Consider the following 19475-nt stretch of genomic DNA (forward strand, 5'->3'; position numbering starts at 1 on the left):
TTCACTCCATAAGTGGTTCAGGTCAGTGCCAGCGGCGGAAAATCAACGAGGTGTTGACCCCACCAAAAGCGAAATTGTTGTTCATCACGTACTGGTTGCTCATCTGCCGGAATTCACCGCGCAGGTAATCGAGCTTGCCGCACTGTGGATCGATCTCATCGAGGTTGAAAGTGTGCACGTACTGGTCGCGGTTCATCATTTCGATGCTGAACCAGGACTCCAGCGCGCCGCAGGCTCCCAGGGTGTGACCGAGGAAACTCTTCTGTGAACTGATCGGCATGTGTTCGCCGAACAACGCGCTGGTAGCCAGTGTTTCGGCAATGTCGCCCTGTTCTGTAGCGGTGCCATGACCGTTCACATAGCCGATGGCCGAAGGCTGCAGTCCGGCGTCTTCCAGGGCGAGTTCCATGGCCCGGCGCATGGTGAGCTGCTCCGGGCGGGTGGCGTGCTGGCCGTCGGCGTTGCTGCCGAAACCGACGATCTCCGCGTGGATATGTGCGCCGCGTGCCAGGGCGTGTTCGAGCTCTTCGAGCACCAGCATGCCGCCGCCTTCACCGATCACCAGGCCATCGCGGCTAGTGTCGTAAGGGCGAGGGCTGGTTTGCGGGGCATCGTTTTTCAGGCTGGTGGCGTAGAGCGCATCGAACACCATGGCTTCGGTCGGGCACAGCTCTTCGGCGCCGCCGGCGAGCATCAGCGGCAGGCGGCCGAACTTGATCGACTCGTAGGCGTAACCGATGCCCTGGCTGCCGCTGGTGCAGGCGCTGGAGGTCGGGATCAGCCGGCCAGTAAGGCCGAAGAAGATGCTGACATTGGCCGCGGTGGTGTGCGGCATCATCCGCACGTAAGAGTTGGCGTTCAAGCCTTCGGCCACCGAGTTGAGCAGCATATTGCCGAACGCCTTGATCTCGTCGGTGCTGCCGGTGGACGAGCCGCAGGAAACGCCCATGCGCCCGTCCTTGATCGATTCGTCACCCAGCAGCCCGGCGTCCGCCAAAGCCTGTTCAGCCGCGCCAACGGCCAGGCGCGAGACGCGGCCCATGCTGCGCAGTTGCTTGCGGGTCCAGTGGCTCGGCACCTTGAAGTCATCGATCGGTCCGGCCAGGCGGGTGTTGAGTTCAGTGAAACGATCCCACTCGTCCATGCGACGGATGCCGCTGCGATTGGCGGCGAAGTTGGCGGCGATGGTGTCCCAATCGCTGCCCAGTGAGGTGATGCCGGCCATGCCGGTGACGACGACGCGCTTCATCAGCACAGGCCTCCGTTAACGGCCAGAACCTGCCGGGTGATGTACGACGCTTCCGCCGACATCAGGAAATTCACCGCACCGGCCACCTCTTCCGGGGTGCCCATGCGTTGTGCGGGGATCATTTTCATCAGTTCTTCCACCGGCACGTTTTCATCGAGCATCGCCGTGTCGATCAGGCCGGGTGCGACACAGTTAACAGTGATTTTGCGCTTGCCCAGTTCGATCGCCAGCGCCTTGGCTGCGCCGATCAGACCGGCCTTGGACGCGCTGTAATTGACCTGGCCGCGATTGCCGATCAACCCGGACACCGAAGTAATGCAGACAATTCGCCCGGCGGCGCGACGACGGATCATCGGCATCATCACCGGGTGCAGCACATTGTAGAAACCGTCGAGATTGGTGCGCATCACCAGATCCCAATCCTCCTCGCTCAGAGCTGGAAAAGCACCATCGCGGGTCAGGCCGGCGTTGAGCACCACGCCGTAATAAGCGCCGTGGGTTTCGACGTCGGCTTCAAGAATAGCTTTGCAACTGGCACGGTCGGATACGTCGAATTGCAGGATGCGCACGTTACGGCCCAAGGTTTCCACTTCGGCCTTTACCGCGATAGCGTCCGCCAGACCGCTGCGGCAATGCAGCACGATGTCATACCCGGCCCGGGCCAGACGCAACGCGATGGCGCGGCCGATACCACGGCTGGAGCCGGTGACCAGTACGGATTCAGTCATCACTCGACTCCTGGGGTTCATGAAGATATTGCGCGGCCTGAGGCGGGCGAAACACGTTCAGCCGGGCGGTGGCGTGGATGCCGGGGGCAGTGAGGTGGCATTCGAACACACCCATGCCGTTATCGTCTTCCAGCGAGCGTATCCCATGGATGGTCAATTCGGTGCCGGCGGGGAAGTGTTCCACATTGCATTCGAATTTACGGGTGCCGAGCAGGAAACCCAGTTCCACCGCATTGCCTTTCTGGCGCGCATGACAGCCGGCATATGCGGCGACGCTCTGGGCCATCAGCTCGATGCCGACCCAGGCCGGCAGGCTGCCGTCGGGGCGATTGAACAGGCCGCCGGGTCTGACGGTGAGTCGGGTGTGAATCTGCTCGTCATCGAACGACAGGATTTGCTCGATGAGGATCATGTCGCCAGCATGCGGCAGCAGTTCGGCGAGCGGCCAGGCAATCATGGGGCGTCTCCGATAATCAGGCTGACGTTATTGCCACCGAAGGCAAAGGAATTGCTCATCAGGTAGCGAGGTGCAATGGACGTCAGGTGGTCAGTCGGGGTCACCCAATGCAGGGCCGGTAATTCGGGGTCGGGCTGGCCGTCCCAGACGTGGGGCGGCAGGGCATGCTCGTGATTGTAAGCGTGGTTGTCCGCGCTCAGGCTCAACCAGCAGAATGCCGCTTCCAGGGCACCGGCAGCGCCGAGGGTATGGCCGGTCATCGGTTTGGTCGATGAACAGGGCACGCCTTGCGGGAACAGCGTCGTCACGGCCAGGCTTTCCATGGCGTCGTTGTGTTGGGTGGCGGTGCCATGCAGGTTCAGATAACCGATCTGCTGCGGTTGCAGGCCTGCGCGACTCAAGGCTTTGCGCATCGCTTGCAGGGCGCCACGGCCGGTCGGTTCCGGCGCGGAAATATGGTGCGCATCAGAGCTGGCGCCGCTGCCGAGCAGGGCAATCGGTTGGCTGTTGCCGACGTTTTTGCTCATCAGAAACAGCACCGCCGCTTCGCCGATATTGATGCCGTTGCGGTTCGCCGAAAACGGGTTGCAGCGCTGTTCGGACACCGCTTCCAGAGCCGAGAAACCGTTGAGGGTCAGCTTGCACAAACTGTCGACACCGCCGCACAACACGGCGTCGCACAGGCCCAGGTCGAGCAGTCGTTGGGCGCTCATCAACGCGCGGGCGCTGGAGGTGCAGGCGGTGGAAATCACATAGGCCGGGCCGCTCAATTGCAGCCAGTCGGCGAGAAACGTCGCCGGCGCGCCGAGTTCCTGTTGCTGATAGTCATAATCGGCAGGGAACTGATGCTCACGGATGTAATGGGCCAGACCGCTGCTGGCCTCGTGAATGCCCGAGGTGCTGGTGCCCAGGATGACGCCGATACGGTCGCGGCCGTAGGTCTGGATCGCTTGCTCGATGTCTTCGCGAATTTGCAGCGCCGCCTCCAGCAGCAGTTGATTGTTGCGACTGCTTTGATGCGCCAGCTCAGCCGGAATCGGCGCCAGCTCACCGCGCACCGCCGCGACCGGCAGCGTGCGTTCCCCCACCCAGCCGGCCTCGCTGCGCATGCCCGAGCAATCGCCGGCAAACAGGTTGCGGGCGACTTCCTGCTTGTCGCGGCCCAGTGCGCAAATCACCCCGAGGGCGTTCAGATAAGCCGTCATGGCGTGTGTTCGCCTAACGGAGTGACACGATAGTTCGGGCCTTGGGACACGTTCAATTCAAAGCTCAATGGTTGTGAATAGCGGATGTTCCAGCGCGATGGCAAGGACCGTTGCCCGCCATGCTGGAGGGCAGCGGGATAGTTGCCATGTAATTCGCCCGCTGGGGTCAATGCAAACAACAAGGCCGCGAACAATTCCCGGGCTTCCGGATTAGGCGGCAGCAGGCCGTCGGCCTGCCACTGACCATCGATCAGTTTCTGCCGTGCCACGGGAATCCCCAAAGGGTCCATCATTGACCAGCGAATACCCGGACCTTCACGCTGGATCACCAGCAGCCAGTCCTGACGCTGCTCGGCCATCTGCCGTTCGACATGCAGTTGCAGCGGCAACGCCAGGTTTGGGGTTCGCTCGGGCAGCGGTGCCTGGCTGGCGCAAGCGCTCAGCAACAGGACACAACCCAGAAGCAGGAAACGAATCATCAGGCACACCCTTCAAGGGGCTTGCGCGCGACTACATTGACCAGGGTTTCTTCCCGTTGGCCAAAGGGTTTTGGCTGGCGCAGGCCAAAGCGTTCGAGCAGGCCGAAATCCTTGGCGCGACTCCACCACAAGTAAGGGTAAGACACGTTCTGCGGGCCGAATTCAAAACCCTGCCGACGAATCATGTCCAGGTAGCCGGCGGCGCTCTTCTGCACGTGCATCGGATGGCGGAACAGCCAGCGAATCACCCACGTATCAATGTAAGCCTCGGTGGACTCGGCGAACAGCAAATAGCCGCCCGGCTTGAGCACCCGATAGAACTCGGCCAGGGCCTGATCCTGCTCGACAAGGTGATGGAAAGTCTGGTGACAGAACAGCAGATCGACGCTGGCGTCCGGCACTTTGATGCTCGCGCAGTCACTGCCGACCAGCTCTACATCCATGCCCTGGCGAGCCGCTTCTTCGCCGCTCAGGTTCAGGCTGTGAGGGTCGGCGTCCAGCCCGATCAGGCGCCGAGGCGCGAAGGTCTGGCGCAGGTACTGGAACGACTTGCCCTGGCCGCAACCGGCATCCAGCAATACCGGGTTGTCGGGCAATGGGGCGCTGAACAGGTTGCGCAAATCATTGATCGCCACTCGCAATACATGGTGCTGCCAGGTGTGACTGCGCAGGAACCAGAAACCGAAACGGGTTTCTTCGACGTAGTTGTCGCTCAAGTAACTCATGTCGGATCCTGTGCGCACAGGTCCGAAATCATCCGCAGTCGACGTTTTGGTTCGCTGACAAATGGGTTGCGTTCATCCCAGGCGTAACCCGCGAGGATCGAGCTGATCATGCGGCGAATTTCCGCTGTGCCGCCCTGATAGAAAATCACATCCTGAAAGGTCCCGGCGTACCAGCCTTCGACGTAGCAACGGAAGGTGTCGACGCCGCGCTTGAGCGGTTCGGCGAACTCGGTCTGCCAGTCGACGCTTTCACCTTGCAGTTGGCGGTGCAGCACCCCGGCGGCCATGCTCGCCGAACGCATGGCGATGGTCACGCCGGAAGAGAACACCGGGTCGAGAAATTCCGCCGCATTGCCCAGCAGGGCGAAACCTTGGCCATGCAGGGTTTTGACGTTGGCCGAATAACCGCCGATGGTCCGCGCGGGCGTATCCCACACGGCGTTGTTCAGCACACCGGCCAGGCTTGGGGTTTCAGCGATGAAGCCGCGCAGGCAGTCGTCCAGATTCTCGGTGCGGCCTTCGAAGTGTTCGGCGGCCGCCACTACGCCCACCGAGCAACGGCCGTTGCTGAACGGGATGGTCCAGAACCAGATATCGCGCTGGGTCGGATGGGTGGTGATGAGGATTTTCTCCCGGTCGAAAGCCGGGCTGTCGATACAGTCTTCGACGTGGGTGAATACAGCCTGGCGCACCGGAAAATTCGACGGTGCTTCAAGGTCCAGCAAGCGCGGCAGCACGCGACCGTAGCCGCTGGCATCGAGCACGAAGTCGGCCTCGACACGGTATTGGCTACCGTCTTCGCGAAGCACATCGAGCTGCGGTTTCGGCAGGCTGAAATCGGCGCTGACAATGGCTTCGCCGTAACGGACATCGACACCTTGCAGCTCAGCCTGATCGGCCAGCAGCTTGTCGAAGTCGGCGCGCTGAACCTGGAACGTCGTCGGCTTGCCATTGGTGAATGTGTCGCCGAAATCGAAGGCGCTGTACTGATCGCCCCAAGCGAACGCTGCACCGTTTTTGCGCTGGAAACCAGCAGCATTTACCGCCTCGAGCATGCCGGCTTCTTCGACGAAATCCAGGCAGTGGGACAGCAGGCTTTCACCGATGGAAAACCGTGGGAAATGCTGGCGCTCGATCATCAGCACATCATGACCTTTACGCTTGAGCAGCGCGGCGGCGATGGCGCCCGAGGGGCCGGCACCGATCACCACCACCTGACGACGTTCCATTTCAACTGTTGGCACGGGAGCTCCTTGCCGGGGCGGCGATATTCAAAGGGATTCGGTGCATGCCGGCGAGTGCCGGTAGCAGGGTTGCGATGAGGCCCATCAGCATCAGCGCGAAATACAGCGCCGGGCTGATGAGCTGTTGTTGCAGCAGCAGGTTGAGAAAGACGATCTCGCTCAAGCCGCGAATATTCAGTAAAAGGCTTTCCCGCCAGCGGCTGGCACCTTCAAACGAGGCGCCGGCCCAGCCGAGGCCGAGCCAGTTGCCCAACAGTTTGCTGACGATAGGCAGCAGCAAGAGCGCGGCCAGTTGCACGCCGCCGAGACTGTCGATGGCGCTGTGCACGTTGATCTGCACGATGCCGAACGTGAGGATCAGCGGGATGGCGATCCAGGTCTGCAGACGGCTCATCCACGCCGCCGGCAATGGCAGCATCAATGGCACCTTGAGCGCGGCCATGCACAGCAGATAGCCGATGCCGAAAATCAGCGCATTGAGTTTGAAGTGTTCGGCGACCACCAGCAGCGCGAAGAAGCAGCCGCTGTGCAGCAACGGTTGGCGCAACCCGAGCAGTCGCAGCAACAACGGCAGGCAGGCGCCGGCCAGCGGCAGCAAAAGGCTGCTCAGGTGCAGGCTGCCTTGGGCGAACGCGAACAGGGTCCAGCAGGTCAGGTCGATCAGGATCGCGGCCTGCACCAGGCGTCGGGTGGCAGCCGGCGGGTAGTTGATGTGTCGCAGGTACAGATACAAAACCGGAATTGCGGTGATGGCGAACAGCAGACCGACCGCCAGCGCACTGATCCACGGCTGCGGCGGCAACAGCCAGACCGCAGTCGCCAGCCCGCAGGCAAACGGAATGCAGAAACTCGGCAAGGCGATTTTCAGGCTCTGGCGTTCCAGTCGCAGGTCGATCACATCGCTGAGGATGTGCCCCAGCAATAAGGCAAAGCTCAGGCTGTAGAGGTGCTTCAGCCAGTCCGGAGAGATCAGGTCGGCGCCGCTGAAGTGCCAGCCCGGTTCGATCCAGAAGTACATCAGCAACGGCAGGCCGAAGGTCGCCAGCAGCAACTGGCTGACGATCGGAATCAGACCGAAATGACGACCGACACGGGTAGCCACGGCGAACAACACCAGGGCCATCGCCCAGAACACCGTGACCATCATGCTGCCGGCTCCACGACCGGGGCGGCATGGACTTGGCGTCCGGCCCATGGCGCCAGGATGAAACTGAACGCCAGGCCGAGGCTTACCGACAGGCCGAAGTTGCTTACCGCCGGCGTGCTGGACACCGCCAGCAAGCCGAATGATAACCAAGTGGTCACCGCTGCCAGCAAGGTGCCCAGCAGACTCGCCGCAGCGCCGCCGATCTGTTCGCGCATGAGGATCGCGTAATCGACGCTGATCGCCGTCACCAGCAGCAGGCCGAACAGGCTGAACAGCGTCAACGGCTGACCGAGCCAACCAAGGCTTGCCAGACTGCACAGGGCCGCCAGCAACGGCAGGGAGACAATTCGCAGCGCGCCACCGAAACCGAATGGCAGGATCAGCACCAGCACGATCAACACGCAGGAGGCGAGTTTCAATTCAGCGGCGCTGATTTGCGTGGCGGCGAAAACCTGGTTCAGTTCGCCGAGGCGGTCCACCAGTTCCACACCCGGCAAGTCCAGCGCCTGGACCCGCAGCAGCGTGGGATTGTTCAAGCCTTGCAGGCTGACCATCGCCGCCACGCCGTCATCGGTCGGCCCCAGCCACAGCGTGCGGTAGGGTTCCGCCAATGGGCCGGCCAGCGCTGCGTCGATGTCTTCGGTGGGCAGCGCCTGCAACGTTGCCAACTCGGCCTGCAACGCAGCGGCCGGCACGCCGAGGTCGAGCAACGGTTGCCAGAACTGCGGCAGTTTGCTCAGTGCTTCACGCACTTTGCGCTGTTCGCTTGGCTGGCTGACCAGTTGATTGAGCGACAGATAGCCCTGAAGTTTTTCCAGATTGACCAATTGATCCAGACGCTCGCTCAGTGCCGTCAGGCGTTCGAGCAACTCCTGCTGATTGGCCGCGCGCACCAGGAAGAACTGGCTGGTAGGTTGATAGCCGGTGATGCGTGCGATGGTCTGGGCTTCGTCTGTCAGTTGCTGCGGCGTGCCGATCCATTGGCGAATGTCGTTTTTGCTCTGCAACTGCAACAGACCGCCGACACAGAAGGCGATCAGCAGCGCCAGCAGCACCGGCGTGCGCAAGTATTTCAGCAGCGATTCACGCAGCTCCAGCAACTTCTCGGCGATGCGCAGCGGCCATTGCGCCGGACGTAGATCCACGCCCTTGAGCAGCGCCGGCAACAGGCACACTGCCGACAGATAGGCGCCCACCAGGCCGGCAGCGGAGAACACGGCAATTTGGGTCAGGGCCGGAAACGGCGTCCAGGCCAGGGCCAGGTAGCCAATGCAACTGGTGATCAGGCTCAGCGTCAGCCCCGGCAGGGTCAGGCGTAACGCCGGCCAGCTGTGCCAGGGTTTCAGGCTCCAGCTTTTCGAGAGGTAATGCAGTGGGTAATCCACCGCCACGCCGATCAGGCTTGAGCCCAGCACCAGCGTCATCACATGCATGTGACCAAACAGCGCCACGCAGGCCACCGCGCCGAACAGCATGCCCACCAGCACCGGGACGAACGCCAACAACACCCGCCAACGCCGGAAGGCCAGCAACAGCAGCAACAGAATCCCCATCGTGGCGCCGCCGCCGACCCAGGTCATTTCGCGCGCGGCTTGCCGTTGACCGCTGGCGGCGTACAACAGGCCGCTGGCGGCGAGCAGTTGCACATCCGACCGGGCGGCTTCTTCGCGACTGTGCTGGAGCAGGTCGGCCACTTGCAGCGGCAGGTTCATGTCGAACGCGTTGCCGGCGGTTCGCGCCCGCAGCATCACCCAACTCTTGCCGTCGGCATCGGCGACCAGCACACCGCTGCCGATGTCCAGTTGCACCGAGCCGTGTTGCGGCTGGCTGTTCTGGATGCGCCCGGTCAGGCCGAGCCAGTCGTCTTGGCTCGGCACCAGGCTGAAGCCGGTGAACGGGTCGAACAGGGCTTGTACCCGTTGCTGAATAAAGGCGTCGGGGTGTTCGATGAGTTGCTGCCGGTCGGCCACGGACAGCATTGCCAATCGGCCTTGCAACAATTGTGTGCGCAGTGCCGGCAAGTCAGCCTGCAGGTTCCACTGGACCTTTTCGAACACGCCGCTGGCCTGCCACTGCTCGCCGAGTTTTTGCGCCATGGCGATGGCTTGCTGGCGGTCTTTATGGCCGACCAGCACCAGCATTTCCCGGTTCAGCGGTTCTTGCATGCGTTGTTCGGCGCGCAGTTCCAGCGCGTCCGGCGCCGTGCCTGGCACCAGTTCCATCAGGTTGGCCGACAGCGGCGCGTCGTCACGCCATTGCCAGCCGGCGAGCGCGAGCACCGCCAGCAGCAGGATCAGAAACAGCCGCGGCAGCATCCGTTCACTCGGCAAAGTCATGTTGCTCCGCATCGCTCAAAGGTTGTAAGCGGGTGCTGTCCTGCATGCGCAACAGGGTTCGGTCACCCTGGGTTTCGAGCAGCTCGATGCTGTGCACCAGTTCGCCGCCGTCAATGTTGATCTGATTGAACACTTGCTTGAGTAGCATGGAGCGCGGGGTCAGGGTCAGCTTCCAGTTCTGTGCATCGCCGCTCAGCGAAAGCTCGAAATCCCGTTGCAGGCCACTGCTGTCGCCTTGCAGCACCGCGAGGAACAAGCGGTTCTGCTCGGCGCCGGCGCTCTTGTTCGGCAGCATTTGCCAACCGTTGGCATCACGCCGGGCAATGCCCTTGTCGCTGATGCGGTAGTCCTGTTGCAGCGGGGTTTTCAGCAACCAGAGCAGACCATGGTTTTTTGCCAAAACGAAGGTGCCCTTGCTGGTCAGCGGCTGGGGCAGGGCGCGCAGGTGTTTTTCCTGGATGAAGCTGCCGTGGATCACATCGGGTTTGGCCAGTTGATCGCTGAGCTGTTGCAGATCGAAGGCCTGCGCCAATGATGAGAGCCCGAGCAACGCTAAAGCGCCGAGGTATTTGAACAGCGAATTCATGGCAGCATCCTTTCAACCGCGTCGGTGAACACCTTCGGTGAAGCCAACTGCATTTCGCGGCTGCTCATGTCGACGGCGACCTGCACGGAACAGGCGCGGGTCAGGCGCTCGCCGGTGGCCAGATCGCTGATCAGATAACTGATCTTCAGGCGGTTTTCCCACTCCACCAGGTTGGCGCGCACATTCAGCTTCTGGCCGAACACGGCACCGCGCACATAGCGCAGCTGCAAATCGATCACTGGCCACGCGTAACCCGACGCCACCATGGCGTCGTAGTTGTGGCCGATCGTGTCCAGCAACGCACAGCGGGCGACTTCCAGGTATTTGACGTAATGGCCGTGCCAGACCACGTTCATGGTGTCGACGTCAAAAAACGGTACGAGGATTTCCGTGTCGGTGTGAAGCACTCCCTTGCTACGCATGCAGCCTCCAGTGTTGTTCGGCGATGCGTTGCAGGCACAGGCGCAATTCGCCTTCCAGGGCACGGTCTTCGATGACCGGCGGGAAGTCCTTGGCCAATTCTTCATGCATCGCGGCCAGGGCCGGTGGCAGTGGACGCGCGTCTTCAGCCTGGCCGCGCAGCCAGACGCCTTGGTTGGCGGCCAGCAGCGTGGCGGCGGCGACCTGTTCGGTCAGCTCCAGCACGCGGATGGCGTCGCGGGCGGCGATGGTGCCCATGCTGACTTTGTCCTGGTTGTGGCACTCGGTGGAGCGCGAGAAGACGCTGGCCGGCATGGTGTTTTTCAGGGCTTCGGCGGTCCAGGCGCTGGTGCCGATCTGCACGGCCTTGAAGCCGTGGTTGAGCATCGCGCGGTCGGCGGTGGCGCCAGAAAGGTTGCTCGGCAAACCATGGTTGTAACGCTCGTCCACCAGCAGCGCGAGCTGACGATCAAGCAAATCGGCGACGTTGGCCACCAGGGTTTTCAGGCTGTCCATGGCGAAGGCGATATGGCCGCCGTAGAAGTGCCCGCCGTGCAGCACGCGTTCGGCTTCGGCGTCGATGATCGGGTTGTCGTTGGCGCTGTTGAGTTCGATCTCGATGAACGAGCGCAGCCAGTTCAGGCTGTCGGCCAGCACACCGAGCACGTGCGGCGCACAACGCAGGGAGTAACGGTCTTGCAAGCGATGCAGCGGTGCGGTCGGCGCATCGATCGCCAAATCCTTGCGCAGCCACGCGGCGACTTGCATCTGCCCTGGATGAGGTTTGGCGGCGAACAGACGCTCGTCGAAATGCTCCGGGTTGCCCTGTAAAGCGACCACGTTCAGTGCGGTGATGCGCGTGGCCAGTTGCAGCAGGTAATCGGCGCGAGCGTAAGCGAGGCAGGCGAGGCCAGTCATCACGGCGGTGCCGTTCATCAGCGCCAGCGCTTCTTTGGGGCGCAATACCAGCGGTTCCCAGCCCAGTTCGCGGTGCACGTCGGCGGCTTGCCGACGCTCGCCACGGAACATTACTTCGCGCTCGCCGGACAAGGTCGCGGCAACGTAGGACAGCGGCGTCAGGTCACCGCTGGCGCCCACCGAACCTTCTTCCGGAATCAGCGGCAGGATGTCGTGTTCGAGGAAGGCTTGCAGGCGCTCCAGCAACTCCACGCGTACCCCGGAAACGCCGTGGCACAGCGACTGCAAACGCGCCGCCAGCACCGCGCGGGTGGCTTGGGCGTCGAGCAGTTTGCCCAGGCCGCAGCCGTGGAAGGTATACAGATGGCGGGGCAGGGCTTCGACGTGGTGCAGCGGCACCGCCACCACACAGGAATCGCCATAACCGGTGGTCACGCCATAGATCACGCCTTCCTTGTCCAGTAGGGAATCAAGGAACTGCGGGCCCTTGGCGATGCGCTGGCGAAACTCGGGGTCGCCTTGCAACTGCGTCGGCACCTGACGGTTGGCCAGGGCCAGCACGTCTTCGATGCGCAAAGGGAGTTCGCCGAAGGTTACCGGCTCAAGCGTTGGCGTCGTCATCGGTCTTCCAGAAAGGGTAAAAGTTGAACCATTGTTGGGGCGCTTCGAGGCAATAGTGACCCAGGCGTTCGGCGTAGCGGGAGGCCCACTGATGAATGACCTGTTCGCGGTCGCTGCGTTTCCAGACGATGGCGTCGGCGAACGGTTCGAGGGTCAGTCGATAGTTGCCCGTGGGTTTCTTCAGGCACAGCATCAGGTTGATCGGGCATTTCAGCAGACCGGCCAGCAACCAAGGGCCTTGCGGGAAGGCTGCTTGATGGCCGAGAAAGTCCACTGTCACGCTGCGCCCGCCATGCAGCGGCACGCGGTCGCCAGCAATCGCCAGCCATTCGCCGCGCTCCAGGCGTTCATGCAGTTGCAGCATGATCACCGGGTCCAGCTCGCTGACCTGGATCAGCCGCAGATTGGTCGCCCCGGCTTCGCCCAGCAGACGGTTGAATTGTTCGGCGTGCTTGGTATGCACCAGCACGTTCATGGTGACTTTCTCACCGATCTCGGCCAGCGCCCGGCAGACCTCGAGATTGCCCAGGTGCGCACCTACCAGCATTTGCCCACGAGTGCCGCGCAGTTGATTGCGCAGCAGCGCCGGGTCGATGATTTCGATTTGATCGATGCTTAGCTTGCCGTTCCACACGTCCAGTTTGTCGAGCATGGAGTCGGCGAAGGCCATGAACTGGCCAAACACCCGCCAATGGGTCGGCCGCAATTCGCTACGACCGCTCCAGTCGGCAAGCCGCTGCTGGTATTGCCAGGCGCTTTGACGGGCGCTGCGCCCGAACAGGAAAAAGTACAGCACGATGCCGTACAGCAGCGGGCTCAACAACCGACGGCCCAAGACTTTTGCGCAAAGCGCAGTGAATTTCATCAGCCAGAAACTGCCGCGCTCTTCACGGTCGGCCCAGTGCTGTTTGTCTGCGTTGTCGCTCATGCTCGCCACCGTCGCCAGAGGATCACCGGTGCCCGCAGTAACATGCCGAAGAATAGCCGGGTGTGCATGCCCGAAATCAGTACGTTGTCGTGGAACAGGCGGAAATGCGAGACGCCATCCAGCGGGTAATGGACCCTGGTTCTCAGCCACTGCATCGGCTGATTGCGCCAGGCCAGACGCACCAGGATGTCGGAGTCGAAGTCCATGCGTTTGCCGATTCTGGCCGAGTCGATCAGGGCCAGGGTTGGCGGTAATGGGTAGACGCGGAAGCCGCACATGGAATCGCGAATTTGCAACGACAGGGTGTTGATCCAGACCATCACATGAGTCAGGTACCGGGCGTACAAACGACCTTTCGGCACGCTGGCGTCGTATTGCGGATACCCGCAGATTACCGCCTCAGGATGGGTGCGCGAATGCTCGATGAAGATTTTGACGTCTTGCAGGTCGTGCTGGCCGTCGGCGTCCACCTGCAAGGCATGGCTGAAGCCCAGGCGCGAGGCTTCCCGCAGACCGGTCATTACCGCGCCGCCCTTGCCCTGATTGACGGTGAGCCTGATCAGGTAAACCCTGTCGCGCTGTGCCAGTTGGTCAAGCACCTTGGCACAGGCCGGGCTGCTGGCATCGTCCACCAGAATGCACGGCAGGCCACTGGCAAGCAGCGCATCGAGCACGGCGGTGATTGCGGTTTCGTGGTTGTAGACCGGGATTACGGCGCAGGGGTTATGCATGGTCAGAAACCTCCACAGAACCCTTGTTGTGAGGGCGTTCACTGTGGCGAGGGAGCTTGCTCCCGTTCGAGTGCGAAGCGCTCGCAATGAAGTCTGCATCGGTTGATTTTGGGGCCGCTTCGCAGCCCAGCGGGAGCAAGCTCCCTCGCCACAGGTTATGCATCGCCTGAGGCCTCCAGCAAAATCCGCCCGCTGGAGCAGGTGGCGGTTTCATTGCGATAGGCGAAATACAATTTACTGCGCGCCGAGTCGAAGCGCAGGTGCAACTGGATTTCATCACCGGGACGCACCAGTTGCTGAAATTTCAGCACTTCCATACCGGCGAATTTTGCCGGCAGGTCCATCAATTGCTGACCCAGGCTCAGCGCCCAATCCACCTGCACCACGCCGGGCAATACCGGCGCCCGGGGGAAATGGCCGCTGAAATAGGCCAGGTCTGGCGGGACGGCCAGTTGCAGGCTCCATTCCCCCTCGACTTCGACCTGCTCCAGCACTTGCGGTGCCTTTGGCCGAGGCGCCAACAGCAAGGCTTCAACTTCGGCCTGGGGTAGTTTGCCTTGCGCGTTCAGCGGCAGCTGCCGCAACAAGCGCCAGCGGCGTGGCAGGGCCAGCGTTTCACAATGTTGACTCAGATGCTGACGCAAGGCTTGAGTGAGGCTGCGTCGACCCTGATTGCGCAAGGCACGCAGGCCTCGCTCGCTGAGTACCAGCAGCGCACCCAATGAGGCGCGGTTTTCCTGAACCACACCGAGGCGTGCTTCGGCGACCCAGGCGTGAGCCATCAGCGCTTGTTCGAGCATCGGCAGCGAGATACGTTTTTCTTCCAGTTTGACGATTCGGTCCAGCCGTCCCAACAGCTCGAAACGGCCGTCGGCGGCGATGCGCGCGGCATCGGCGGTGTGTTCGATATGGCCGGCCGGCAAATACGGTGAGGCGATCAGCAGGGCGCCATCGCTGTCCTGGCTCAGCGCCACGTCGGCGAAGGGCTGCCAGAGATTCTGGCCCTGACGCCAGGCGATGCCGCCGGTTTCCGAGCTGCCGAAAATTTCGGTCGGCCATTGTTGCAGGCGTTCATACAAGCTTTGCGCCGCTTCGGCGGGCAATGCACCACCGGAAGAGAACACTCGGCGCACCGCGCTCAGCGCTGGCCAGTCGAGGTTGTCGCCCATGCGTTTGAGCAGCGCCGGGCTGGCGACCCAGGCGAAGGCCGGGTGTTCGCGGCTGGCGCGCTGCAGGTCTTCCGGGAAGGCCAGTTGTTTACGCACGAACGAACGCCCGGCGCACAGCGGCCACAGCACCCGAAACAGCAAGCCGTAGATGTGCTGCGTGGCGACGCTGCCGATGATGCAGGCCTCGCCCAGATCTGCGCCCCACAGGTGCTCCAGCGCTTCGACTTCATTGGCCAGTTGGCGCAGGGTTTTGTCGATGCGCTTGGGTTCGCCACTGGAGCCGGAGGTGCACAGGCTCAGCTGACAGCGATCCAGATCCAGGGGGCTGGCTGGCAGGGGTGAATGCTGATAATCGCTCAGGTGCGCGTCGTCGGCCTGATCGGTCAGCCACAGATCGACCTCGGTCGACCAGCGCTGGCGAGTCTGTGCTTGCAGGTCGGCGGGCAGCAGTACGCTGACCCCGGCACGCCAGGCGCCGAGCAGGGCAATGGCCAGGTCGGCGGCGTCTTCAAGGTGCACGGCGATGCGCTGTACCCCCTGAGCTTGCAGGCCGGCAGCCAGGCTCAAGGCCTGTTCGCACAATTGCGCGTGATTCAACGCCGGTTCCACCGTCACGGCACGGTCCGGCTGAGCCTTGAGCAACAGTTGCTCAAGTGTTATCCAATTCATGGGCGGCCTCTTACCCGTTGTCGTATGAGCCATTCAATGGCAAACATCAGGCCGATCAATCCATAGGAGATCAGGCCGGTGTACAACATCCACCAACTCAGCGGCGCCCAAAGGGTCAGGGCGGCGGCGCACAAGCCGTTGCAGAGAAAAAACACGCTCCAGGCAATCGTCACCTGGCGGGTATAGCGAATAGCCCTGGCCGGTAATTCCGGTTCTCGCAGACGGGCCAGGCGTTCGATCATCGGTGGGCCGTATTTCAGGCTCAGGCCGAACAGCACCAGCATGAACGCGCTGATCAGCACCGGGTACCAGCGCAGCAGTACCGGGCTGTCGAATAGCGCCAGCAGCAGGCAAAACCCAATGGCGACTGTGGCCATCCACAGGCTTCCGGGGCGCCGCTCGCCGGTCAGCGCTCGCGCCAGCCACAGGCTACCCAGCAGCAGACCGAACTGCCACGGGGCAAAATGTTCCATGCCGAAATACACCGCGAAGGGGTAAAGCAGGCCTGCCAGCAGCAGGCCGAGGCCGATCAGTCGACTCATGCGGCCGGTTGAACCAGACGGTAGACCGCCTCGACCACGTCGCTGACGGTACGCACCGATTTGAATTCTTCGGCAGCGATTTTCTTGCCGGTCTGGCGTTTGATGTGATCGATCAGGTCGACCGCATCGATGCTGTCGATTTCCAGATCCTGATACAGGTTGGACCCCAGACTGATGCGCTCGGGCTCCAGCTCGAAGAGTTCGACCAGAGCACCGCGCAGGGTATTGAAAATATCGTCACGAGTTTGCATGGTCCGGTCTCAAGCTGCCTGTTTTGCAGTGACGAACGCCGCAAGGCTCGCCACGTTGGTGAAGTGATTACGGGTGTCCTTGGCGTCGGCATCGATTTTGATGCCGTACCTTTTCTGGATCGCCAAACCGAGTTCCAGGGCGTCTACCGAGTCCAGGCCCAGGCCTTCGCCGAACAGTGTCTGGTCATCGCCAATGTCGTCGACGCTGATGTCTTCGAGGCCCAGAGCTTCGATGATCAACTCTTTGATTTCCAGCATCAGGCTATTAGGTTGCAGATCGCTCATCTTCGGCGAGCTCCTTGATAAAGTAAGAGTGCAAATAGTCGTTGAGCTTGCGCGAGGCTTGAGGCGCAGGTCCCTGCGTAGCGAAAGCCTGTGGGTCTATATCGGCCCCGACACGAAAACTGAAGTGCACGCGGCGTTTGGGGATCCGATACCAGGGTTCGGCCTTGGTCAGTGTGGTCGGGCTGACCTTGATGATCACCGGGGTGAGGATTCTCGCACCGCGCAGGGCGATTGCCGCGCCCCCCCGATGAAAGGCCGGCGGTTTACCGGGTTGGGTGCGGGTGCCTTCGGGGAAAATGATCAGGGTCTGACCGCTTTTCAGCGCATCGGCAGCGGCGTCGAGCATGTCCATGCTTCCGTCGTTGCTGATGTAGTCGGTGCGACGTAGCGGACCGCGGGTGAACGGATTTTCCCAGAGGCTTTTCTTGACCACGCAGTTGGCGTGGCCCACCAGGCCGATCAGGAACACCACATCGATCAGCGAGGGGTGGTTGGCGACGATCATCTGGCCTGGCCGTCCGAGCTTGTCTGCCCCCTGAATATCGTAGGTCAGTACGCCAGTGCGAGCCATGAAACGAATGAAAAACCAGAAACAGCGGCTGACCGTCTGTCGTGCCCGCTGACGATGGGCCAGGGAGTCTCCCGGCAGGCAGTTCAACAGCGGGAACACCACAAGTCGCAAGCATAGGCCGCCCAACCCGAACAGGGTAAAACTTGCGGCAGTGGCCAGCAGGCGCCAGTAATAGGCGTCGCGGTTTTTATCGGTTACGGGTTGCGTTGCCAGGTCCATACACGATTTTTCCAGGCATGTTGGCAGGTTGTCTGTTGGCCGAGCAGGGTACGCAACAGATTCAGGCCATGCGGCCAGTGGGCTTTGGACAACGCTTGCGAGGTGCTGTTCAGCGACAGCTGCCACTGATTACCGGGCGTGATCAACAGGCCGACCGCATAAGGGAATGGCACATCGTCGATCCAGGCCGAATAGGCAGCGGGCGGTTGCTCTTCGGTCACTACCAGCAGTACTGCGGGTGCGCCTTCGGCAAGCAGCGCCGCCGCCTCTAGCATGCCGTGTTCAAGGCCATCGCCGGCCGCGGCGAGGGCGGTCATTTCGCTGGTTTCACCGCGCATGATCGACCACAGTCCAATGACCGCGTTGTGCACCGACAGGCTGAACTGGGTCGGCGACAATGGTTGATCGGTCGCCAGATCGCTGAGAATCTCGAAAGTGCGCGGGGTCTCGCCGTGGCGGGAAATAAATACCAACGGTAGGTCCTGGCGGCCATCGGCCAATGGCCAGCCTACACTGAACGCCATCCGCGCCAGGCGGCTGAGTCGCCGACGTTGCATGGCCGGCAGAAACGACACATCGGGGGCGGCATCGCTGCGCTCGAGCATGACCGGCTGTCGGCTCCAGGCTTGCCAATCATCCACGCTTTCAAGCCCAGGGGCCCACGCGCGCCATTGGGCGATGTTGAAGTTGATCACAGACATTTCATCCCGCCCCTGCGGGCTTCCTTTGACGCGGTGAGTCGCAAAGAAACGCAGCTGACCTTACGTGGCGCTTAACGCCGAATGGCGGGCATTATCCCGGTGCGGCGGGTGTGTAGCAAATGCTGGTTACATTTTGCGCAACGAAATGTACCGTCTCGTTCGCGAAAAAAAGCTGTCGTTTGGCCATGTCCACATTGCGTCGGACATGTCTGTCGGCTCGATCGGCTGTCGATGGACGTGTTGGCGGCTTTTCCGTCGGATATTTACCAATGACTGTGTGGTCCCGATGCCAGCGAGGTAGCTAAGCAGCGCCGTGGACTACTACACTCGGTCATTCTTTGATACACGGAGGTTTTGACATGCGGCGCGTGGTGTTCAATCAGAAAGGTGGCGTGGGCAAGTCAAGCATTGCCTGTAATCTGGCGGCGGTCAGTGCCAGCGAAGGCTATCGGACGCTGTTGGTGGATCTCGATGCTCAGGCCAACTCCACTCAATACCTGACGGGACTCACCGGTGATGATATCCCGATGGGGATCGCTGATTTCTTCAAGCAGACTTTGTCCTCCGGACCGTTCTCGAAGAAAAACCAGGTCGACATCTACGAAACCCCATTCGACAACCTTCATGTCGTCACCGCCACCGCTGAGCTGGCTGACTTGCAGCCCAAGCTTGAGGCCAAGCACAAGATCAACAAGCTGCGCAAATTGCTCGAGGAGCTGGACGGCGATTACGACCGAATCTACCTCGATACGCCGCCAGCGCTGAATTTCTATGCCGTTTCGGCATTGATCGCCGCTGATCGTGTGCTAATTCCCTTCGACTGCGACAGTTTCTCGCGTCAGGCGTTGTATGGCCTGTTGGCGGAAATCGAAGAATTGAAGGAGGACCACAACGAAGGGCTGGAAGTTGAAGGCATCGTCGTCAACCAGTTCCAGGCCCGTGCCAGTTTGCCCCAGCAAATCCTCGACGAACTGATCGCCGAAGGGCTGCCGGTGCTGCCGGTGTACCTGGCCAGTTCGGTACGCATGCGCGAATCCCACCAGGCCAACACACCACTGATCCATCTCGACCCGCGTCACAAACTGACCCAGCAGTTCGTTGACCTGCACAACCTGCTGGAAAATGCCTGAAATCGCTGTTGTTGGCGCAGAATCCATGTGGGAGCGGCGGTGCGACGATTCGACTTGCTCGCGAAGGGGTCATAACAGTCAACATCCTCGTTGATTGATAGACCGCTTTCGCGAGCAAGCCCGCTCCCACATCTATGGTTACCCCCTTTTCTGCAATACTGTTT

The 19475-nt window shown here is 61.6% G+C and carries 21 protein-coding genes; 1 reads left to right on the plus strand and 20 read right to left on the minus strand.

Annotated elements, in window-relative coordinates:
• Positions 1–22 precede the first annotated feature (22 nt).
• The 20 genes from IC37_RS10165 to IC37_RS10260 all read right to left on the minus strand — a co-directional run bounded on the left by IC37_RS10165 (position 23) and on the right by IC37_RS10260 (position 18181).
• The gene (locus tag IC37_RS10165; protein ID WP_030129197.1) at positions 23–1249 is read right to left on the minus strand and encodes a beta-ketoacyl-ACP synthase; all 1227 of its coding nucleotides are present in this window, start codon (positions 1247–1249) and stop codon (positions 23–25) included.
• Entirely contained in the window at positions 1249–1977 is a 729-nt protein-coding gene (gene fabG, locus IC37_RS10170) for a 3-oxoacyl-ACP reductase FabG (protein ID WP_030129196.1), read from the minus strand. Before fabG ends, IC37_RS10165 begins: the two co-directional genes overlap by 1 nt.
• Entirely contained in the window at positions 1970–2434 is a 465-nt protein-coding gene (locus IC37_RS10175; RefSeq protein ID WP_030129195.1) for a hotdog family protein, read from the minus strand. The genes fabG and IC37_RS10175 overlap by 8 nt, the downstream gene beginning before the upstream one ends.
• Positions 2431–3639, minus strand: a complete 1209-nt coding sequence (locus IC37_RS10180; RefSeq protein WP_030129194.1) for a beta-ketoacyl-[acyl-carrier-protein] synthase family protein — start codon at positions 3637–3639, stop codon at positions 2431–2433. Before IC37_RS10180 ends, IC37_RS10175 begins: the two co-directional genes overlap by 4 nt.
• Positions 3636–4118 carry a DUF3261 domain-containing protein gene (locus tag IC37_RS10185; protein WP_030129193.1) on the minus strand — a complete coding sequence of 161 codons (483 nt, stop codon included), beginning with the start codon at positions 4116–4118 and terminating at the stop codon, positions 3636–3638. Before IC37_RS10185 ends, IC37_RS10180 begins: the two co-directional genes overlap by 4 nt.
• Positions 4118–4843, minus strand: coding sequence for a class I SAM-dependent methyltransferase (locus IC37_RS10190; RefSeq protein ID WP_030129192.1), 726 nt, complete (start codon positions 4841–4843; stop codon positions 4118–4120). The genes IC37_RS10185 and IC37_RS10190 overlap by 1 nt, the downstream gene beginning before the upstream one ends.
• Positions 4840–6087 (minus strand): NAD(P)/FAD-dependent oxidoreductase, encoded by a 1248-nt coding sequence (locus tag IC37_RS10195; RefSeq protein ID WP_030129191.1) that lies wholly within the window; start codon positions 6085–6087, stop codon positions 4840–4842. The genes IC37_RS10190 and IC37_RS10195 overlap by 4 nt, the downstream gene beginning before the upstream one ends.
• Entirely contained in the window at positions 6074–7234 is a 1161-nt protein-coding gene (locus IC37_RS10200; protein ID WP_030129190.1) for a hypothetical protein, read from the minus strand. Before IC37_RS10200 ends, IC37_RS10195 begins: the two co-directional genes overlap by 14 nt.
• Positions 7231–9570 (minus strand): MMPL family transporter, encoded by a 2340-nt coding sequence (locus tag IC37_RS10205; RefSeq protein WP_030129189.1) that lies wholly within the window; start codon positions 9568–9570, stop codon positions 7231–7233. Before IC37_RS10205 ends, IC37_RS10200 begins: the two co-directional genes overlap by 4 nt.
• Entirely contained in the window at positions 9554–10156 is a 603-nt protein-coding gene (locus tag IC37_RS10210; protein WP_030129188.1) for an outer membrane lipoprotein carrier protein LolA, read from the minus strand. Before IC37_RS10210 ends, IC37_RS10205 begins: the two co-directional genes overlap by 17 nt.
• On the minus strand, positions 10153–10578 hold the full coding sequence (locus IC37_RS10215; RefSeq protein ID WP_030129187.1) for a thioesterase family protein: 426 nt from the start codon (positions 10576–10578) through the stop codon (positions 10153–10155). Before IC37_RS10215 ends, IC37_RS10210 begins: the two co-directional genes overlap by 4 nt.
• Complete coding sequence (gene hutH, locus IC37_RS10220; RefSeq protein ID WP_030129186.1) at positions 10571–12115, minus strand: histidine ammonia-lyase; 1545 nt, start codon at positions 12113–12115, stop codon at positions 10571–10573. Before hutH ends, IC37_RS10215 begins: the two co-directional genes overlap by 8 nt.
• Positions 12096–13043 carry a glycosyl transferase gene (locus IC37_RS10225; protein WP_030129185.1) on the minus strand — a complete coding sequence of 316 codons (948 nt, stop codon included), beginning with the start codon at positions 13041–13043 and terminating at the stop codon, positions 12096–12098. Before IC37_RS10225 ends, hutH begins: the two co-directional genes overlap by 20 nt.
• Positions 13040–13774, minus strand: coding sequence for a glycosyltransferase family 2 protein (locus IC37_RS10230; RefSeq protein WP_030129184.1), 735 nt, complete (start codon positions 13772–13774; stop codon positions 13040–13042). The genes IC37_RS10225 and IC37_RS10230 overlap by 4 nt, the downstream gene beginning before the upstream one ends.
• Before the next feature lie 155 nt (positions 13775–13929).
• A complete protein-coding gene (locus tag IC37_RS10235) occupies positions 13930–15612 on the minus strand; it encodes an acyl-CoA synthetase family protein (protein ID WP_030129183.1) in 1683 nt (560 codons plus the stop codon).
• Entirely contained in the window at positions 15609–16154 is a 546-nt protein-coding gene (locus IC37_RS10240) for a membrane protein (RefSeq protein WP_030129182.1), read from the minus strand. Before IC37_RS10240 ends, IC37_RS10235 begins: the two co-directional genes overlap by 4 nt.
• Complete coding sequence (locus IC37_RS10245; protein WP_030129181.1) at positions 16151–16405, minus strand: acyl carrier protein; 255 nt, start codon at positions 16403–16405, stop codon at positions 16151–16153. Before IC37_RS10245 ends, IC37_RS10240 begins: the two co-directional genes overlap by 4 nt.
• A 9-nt stretch (positions 16406–16414) precedes the next feature.
• Positions 16415–16690 (minus strand): phosphopantetheine-binding protein, encoded by a 276-nt coding sequence (locus IC37_RS10250; protein WP_030129180.1) that lies wholly within the window; start codon positions 16688–16690, stop codon positions 16415–16417.
• The gene (locus tag IC37_RS10255) at positions 16671–17480 is read right to left on the minus strand and encodes a 1-acyl-sn-glycerol-3-phosphate acyltransferase (RefSeq protein ID WP_030129179.1); all 810 of its coding nucleotides are present in this window, start codon (positions 17478–17480) and stop codon (positions 16671–16673) included. Before IC37_RS10255 ends, IC37_RS10250 begins: the two co-directional genes overlap by 20 nt.
• The gene (locus tag IC37_RS10260) at positions 17456–18181 is read right to left on the minus strand and encodes a beta-ketoacyl synthase chain length factor (RefSeq protein WP_030129178.1); all 726 of its coding nucleotides are present in this window, start codon (positions 18179–18181) and stop codon (positions 17456–17458) included. Before IC37_RS10260 ends, IC37_RS10255 begins: the two co-directional genes overlap by 25 nt.
• Before the next feature lie 359 nt (positions 18182–18540).
• Here IC37_RS10260 and IC37_RS10265 point away from each other — a divergent pair, with 359 nt between their 5' ends.
• A complete protein-coding gene (locus IC37_RS10265) occupies positions 18541–19311 on the plus strand; it encodes a ParA family protein (protein WP_008009127.1) in 771 nt (256 codons plus the stop codon).
• Positions 19312–19475 lie beyond the last annotated feature (164 nt).

It is taken from the genome of Pseudomonas sp. QTF5 (genome assembly GCF_000512695.2).
Taxonomy (GTDB): Bacteria; Pseudomonadota; Gammaproteobacteria; order Pseudomonadales; family Pseudomonadaceae; genus Aquipseudomonas.

Coding starts and splice junctions, on each gene's coding strand:
- IC37_RS10165 (WP_030129197.1), bottom strand. CDS start 1,249: ATGAAGCGCGTCGTCGTCACCGGCATGGCCGGCATCACCTCACTGGGC.
- fabG (WP_030129196.1), bottom strand. CDS start 1,977: ATGACTGAATCCGTACTGGTCACCGGCTCCAGCCGTGGTATCGGCCGC.
- IC37_RS10175 (WP_030129195.1), bottom strand. CDS start 2,434: ATGATTGCCTGGCCGCTCGCCGAACTGCTGCCGCATGCTGGCGACATG.
- IC37_RS10180 (WP_030129194.1), bottom strand. CDS start 3,639: ATGACGGCTTATCTGAACGCCCTCGGGGTGATTTGCGCACTGGGCCGC.
- IC37_RS10185 (WP_030129193.1), bottom strand. CDS start 4,118: ATGATTCGTTTCCTGCTTCTGGGTTGTGTCCTGTTGCTGAGCGCTTGC.
- IC37_RS10190 (WP_030129192.1), bottom strand. CDS start 4,843: ATGAGTTACTTGAGCGACAACTACGTCGAAGAAACCCGTTTCGGTTTC.
- IC37_RS10200 (WP_030129190.1), bottom strand. CDS start 7,234: ATGATGGTCACGGTGTTCTGGGCGATGGCCCTGGTGTTGTTCGCCGTG.
- IC37_RS10205 (WP_030129189.1), bottom strand. CDS start 9,570: ATGACTTTGCCGAGTGAACGGATGCTGCCGCGGCTGTTTCTGATCCTG.
- IC37_RS10210 (WP_030129188.1), bottom strand. CDS start 10,156: ATGAATTCGCTGTTCAAATACCTCGGCGCTTTAGCGTTGCTCGGGCTC.
- IC37_RS10215 (WP_030129187.1), bottom strand. CDS start 10,578: ATGCGTAGCAAGGGAGTGCTTCACACCGACACGGAAATCCTCGTACCG.
- hutH (WP_030129186.1), bottom strand. CDS start 12,115: ATGACGACGCCAACGCTTGAGCCGGTAACCTTCGGCGAACTCCCTTTG.
- IC37_RS10225 (WP_030129185.1), bottom strand. CDS start 13,043: ATGAGCGACAACGCAGACAAACAGCACTGGGCCGACCGTGAAGAGCGC.
- IC37_RS10230 (WP_030129184.1), bottom strand. CDS start 13,774: ATGCATAACCCCTGCGCCGTAATCCCGGTCTACAACCACGAAACCGCA.
- IC37_RS10235 (WP_030129183.1), bottom strand. CDS start 15,612: ATGAATTGGATAACACTTGAGCAACTGTTGCTCAAGGCTCAGCCGGAC.
- IC37_RS10240 (WP_030129182.1), bottom strand. CDS start 16,154: ATGAGTCGACTGATCGGCCTCGGCCTGCTGCTGGCAGGCCTGCTTTAC.
- IC37_RS10245 (WP_030129181.1), bottom strand. CDS start 16,405: ATGCAAACTCGTGACGATATTTTCAATACCCTGCGCGGTGCTCTGGTC.
- IC37_RS10250 (WP_030129180.1), bottom strand. CDS start 16,690: ATGAGCGATCTGCAACCTAATAGCCTGATGCTGGAAATCAAAGAGTTG.
- IC37_RS10255 (WP_030129179.1), bottom strand. CDS start 17,480: ATGGACCTGGCAACGCAACCCGTAACCGATAAAAACCGCGACGCCTAT.
- IC37_RS10260 (WP_030129178.1), bottom strand. CDS start 18,181: ATGTCTGTGATCAACTTCAACATCGCCCAATGGCGCGCGTGGGCCCCT.
- IC37_RS10265 (WP_008009127.1), top strand. CDS start 18,541: ATGCGGCGCGTGGTGTTCAATCAGAAAGGTGGCGTGGGCAAGTCAAGC.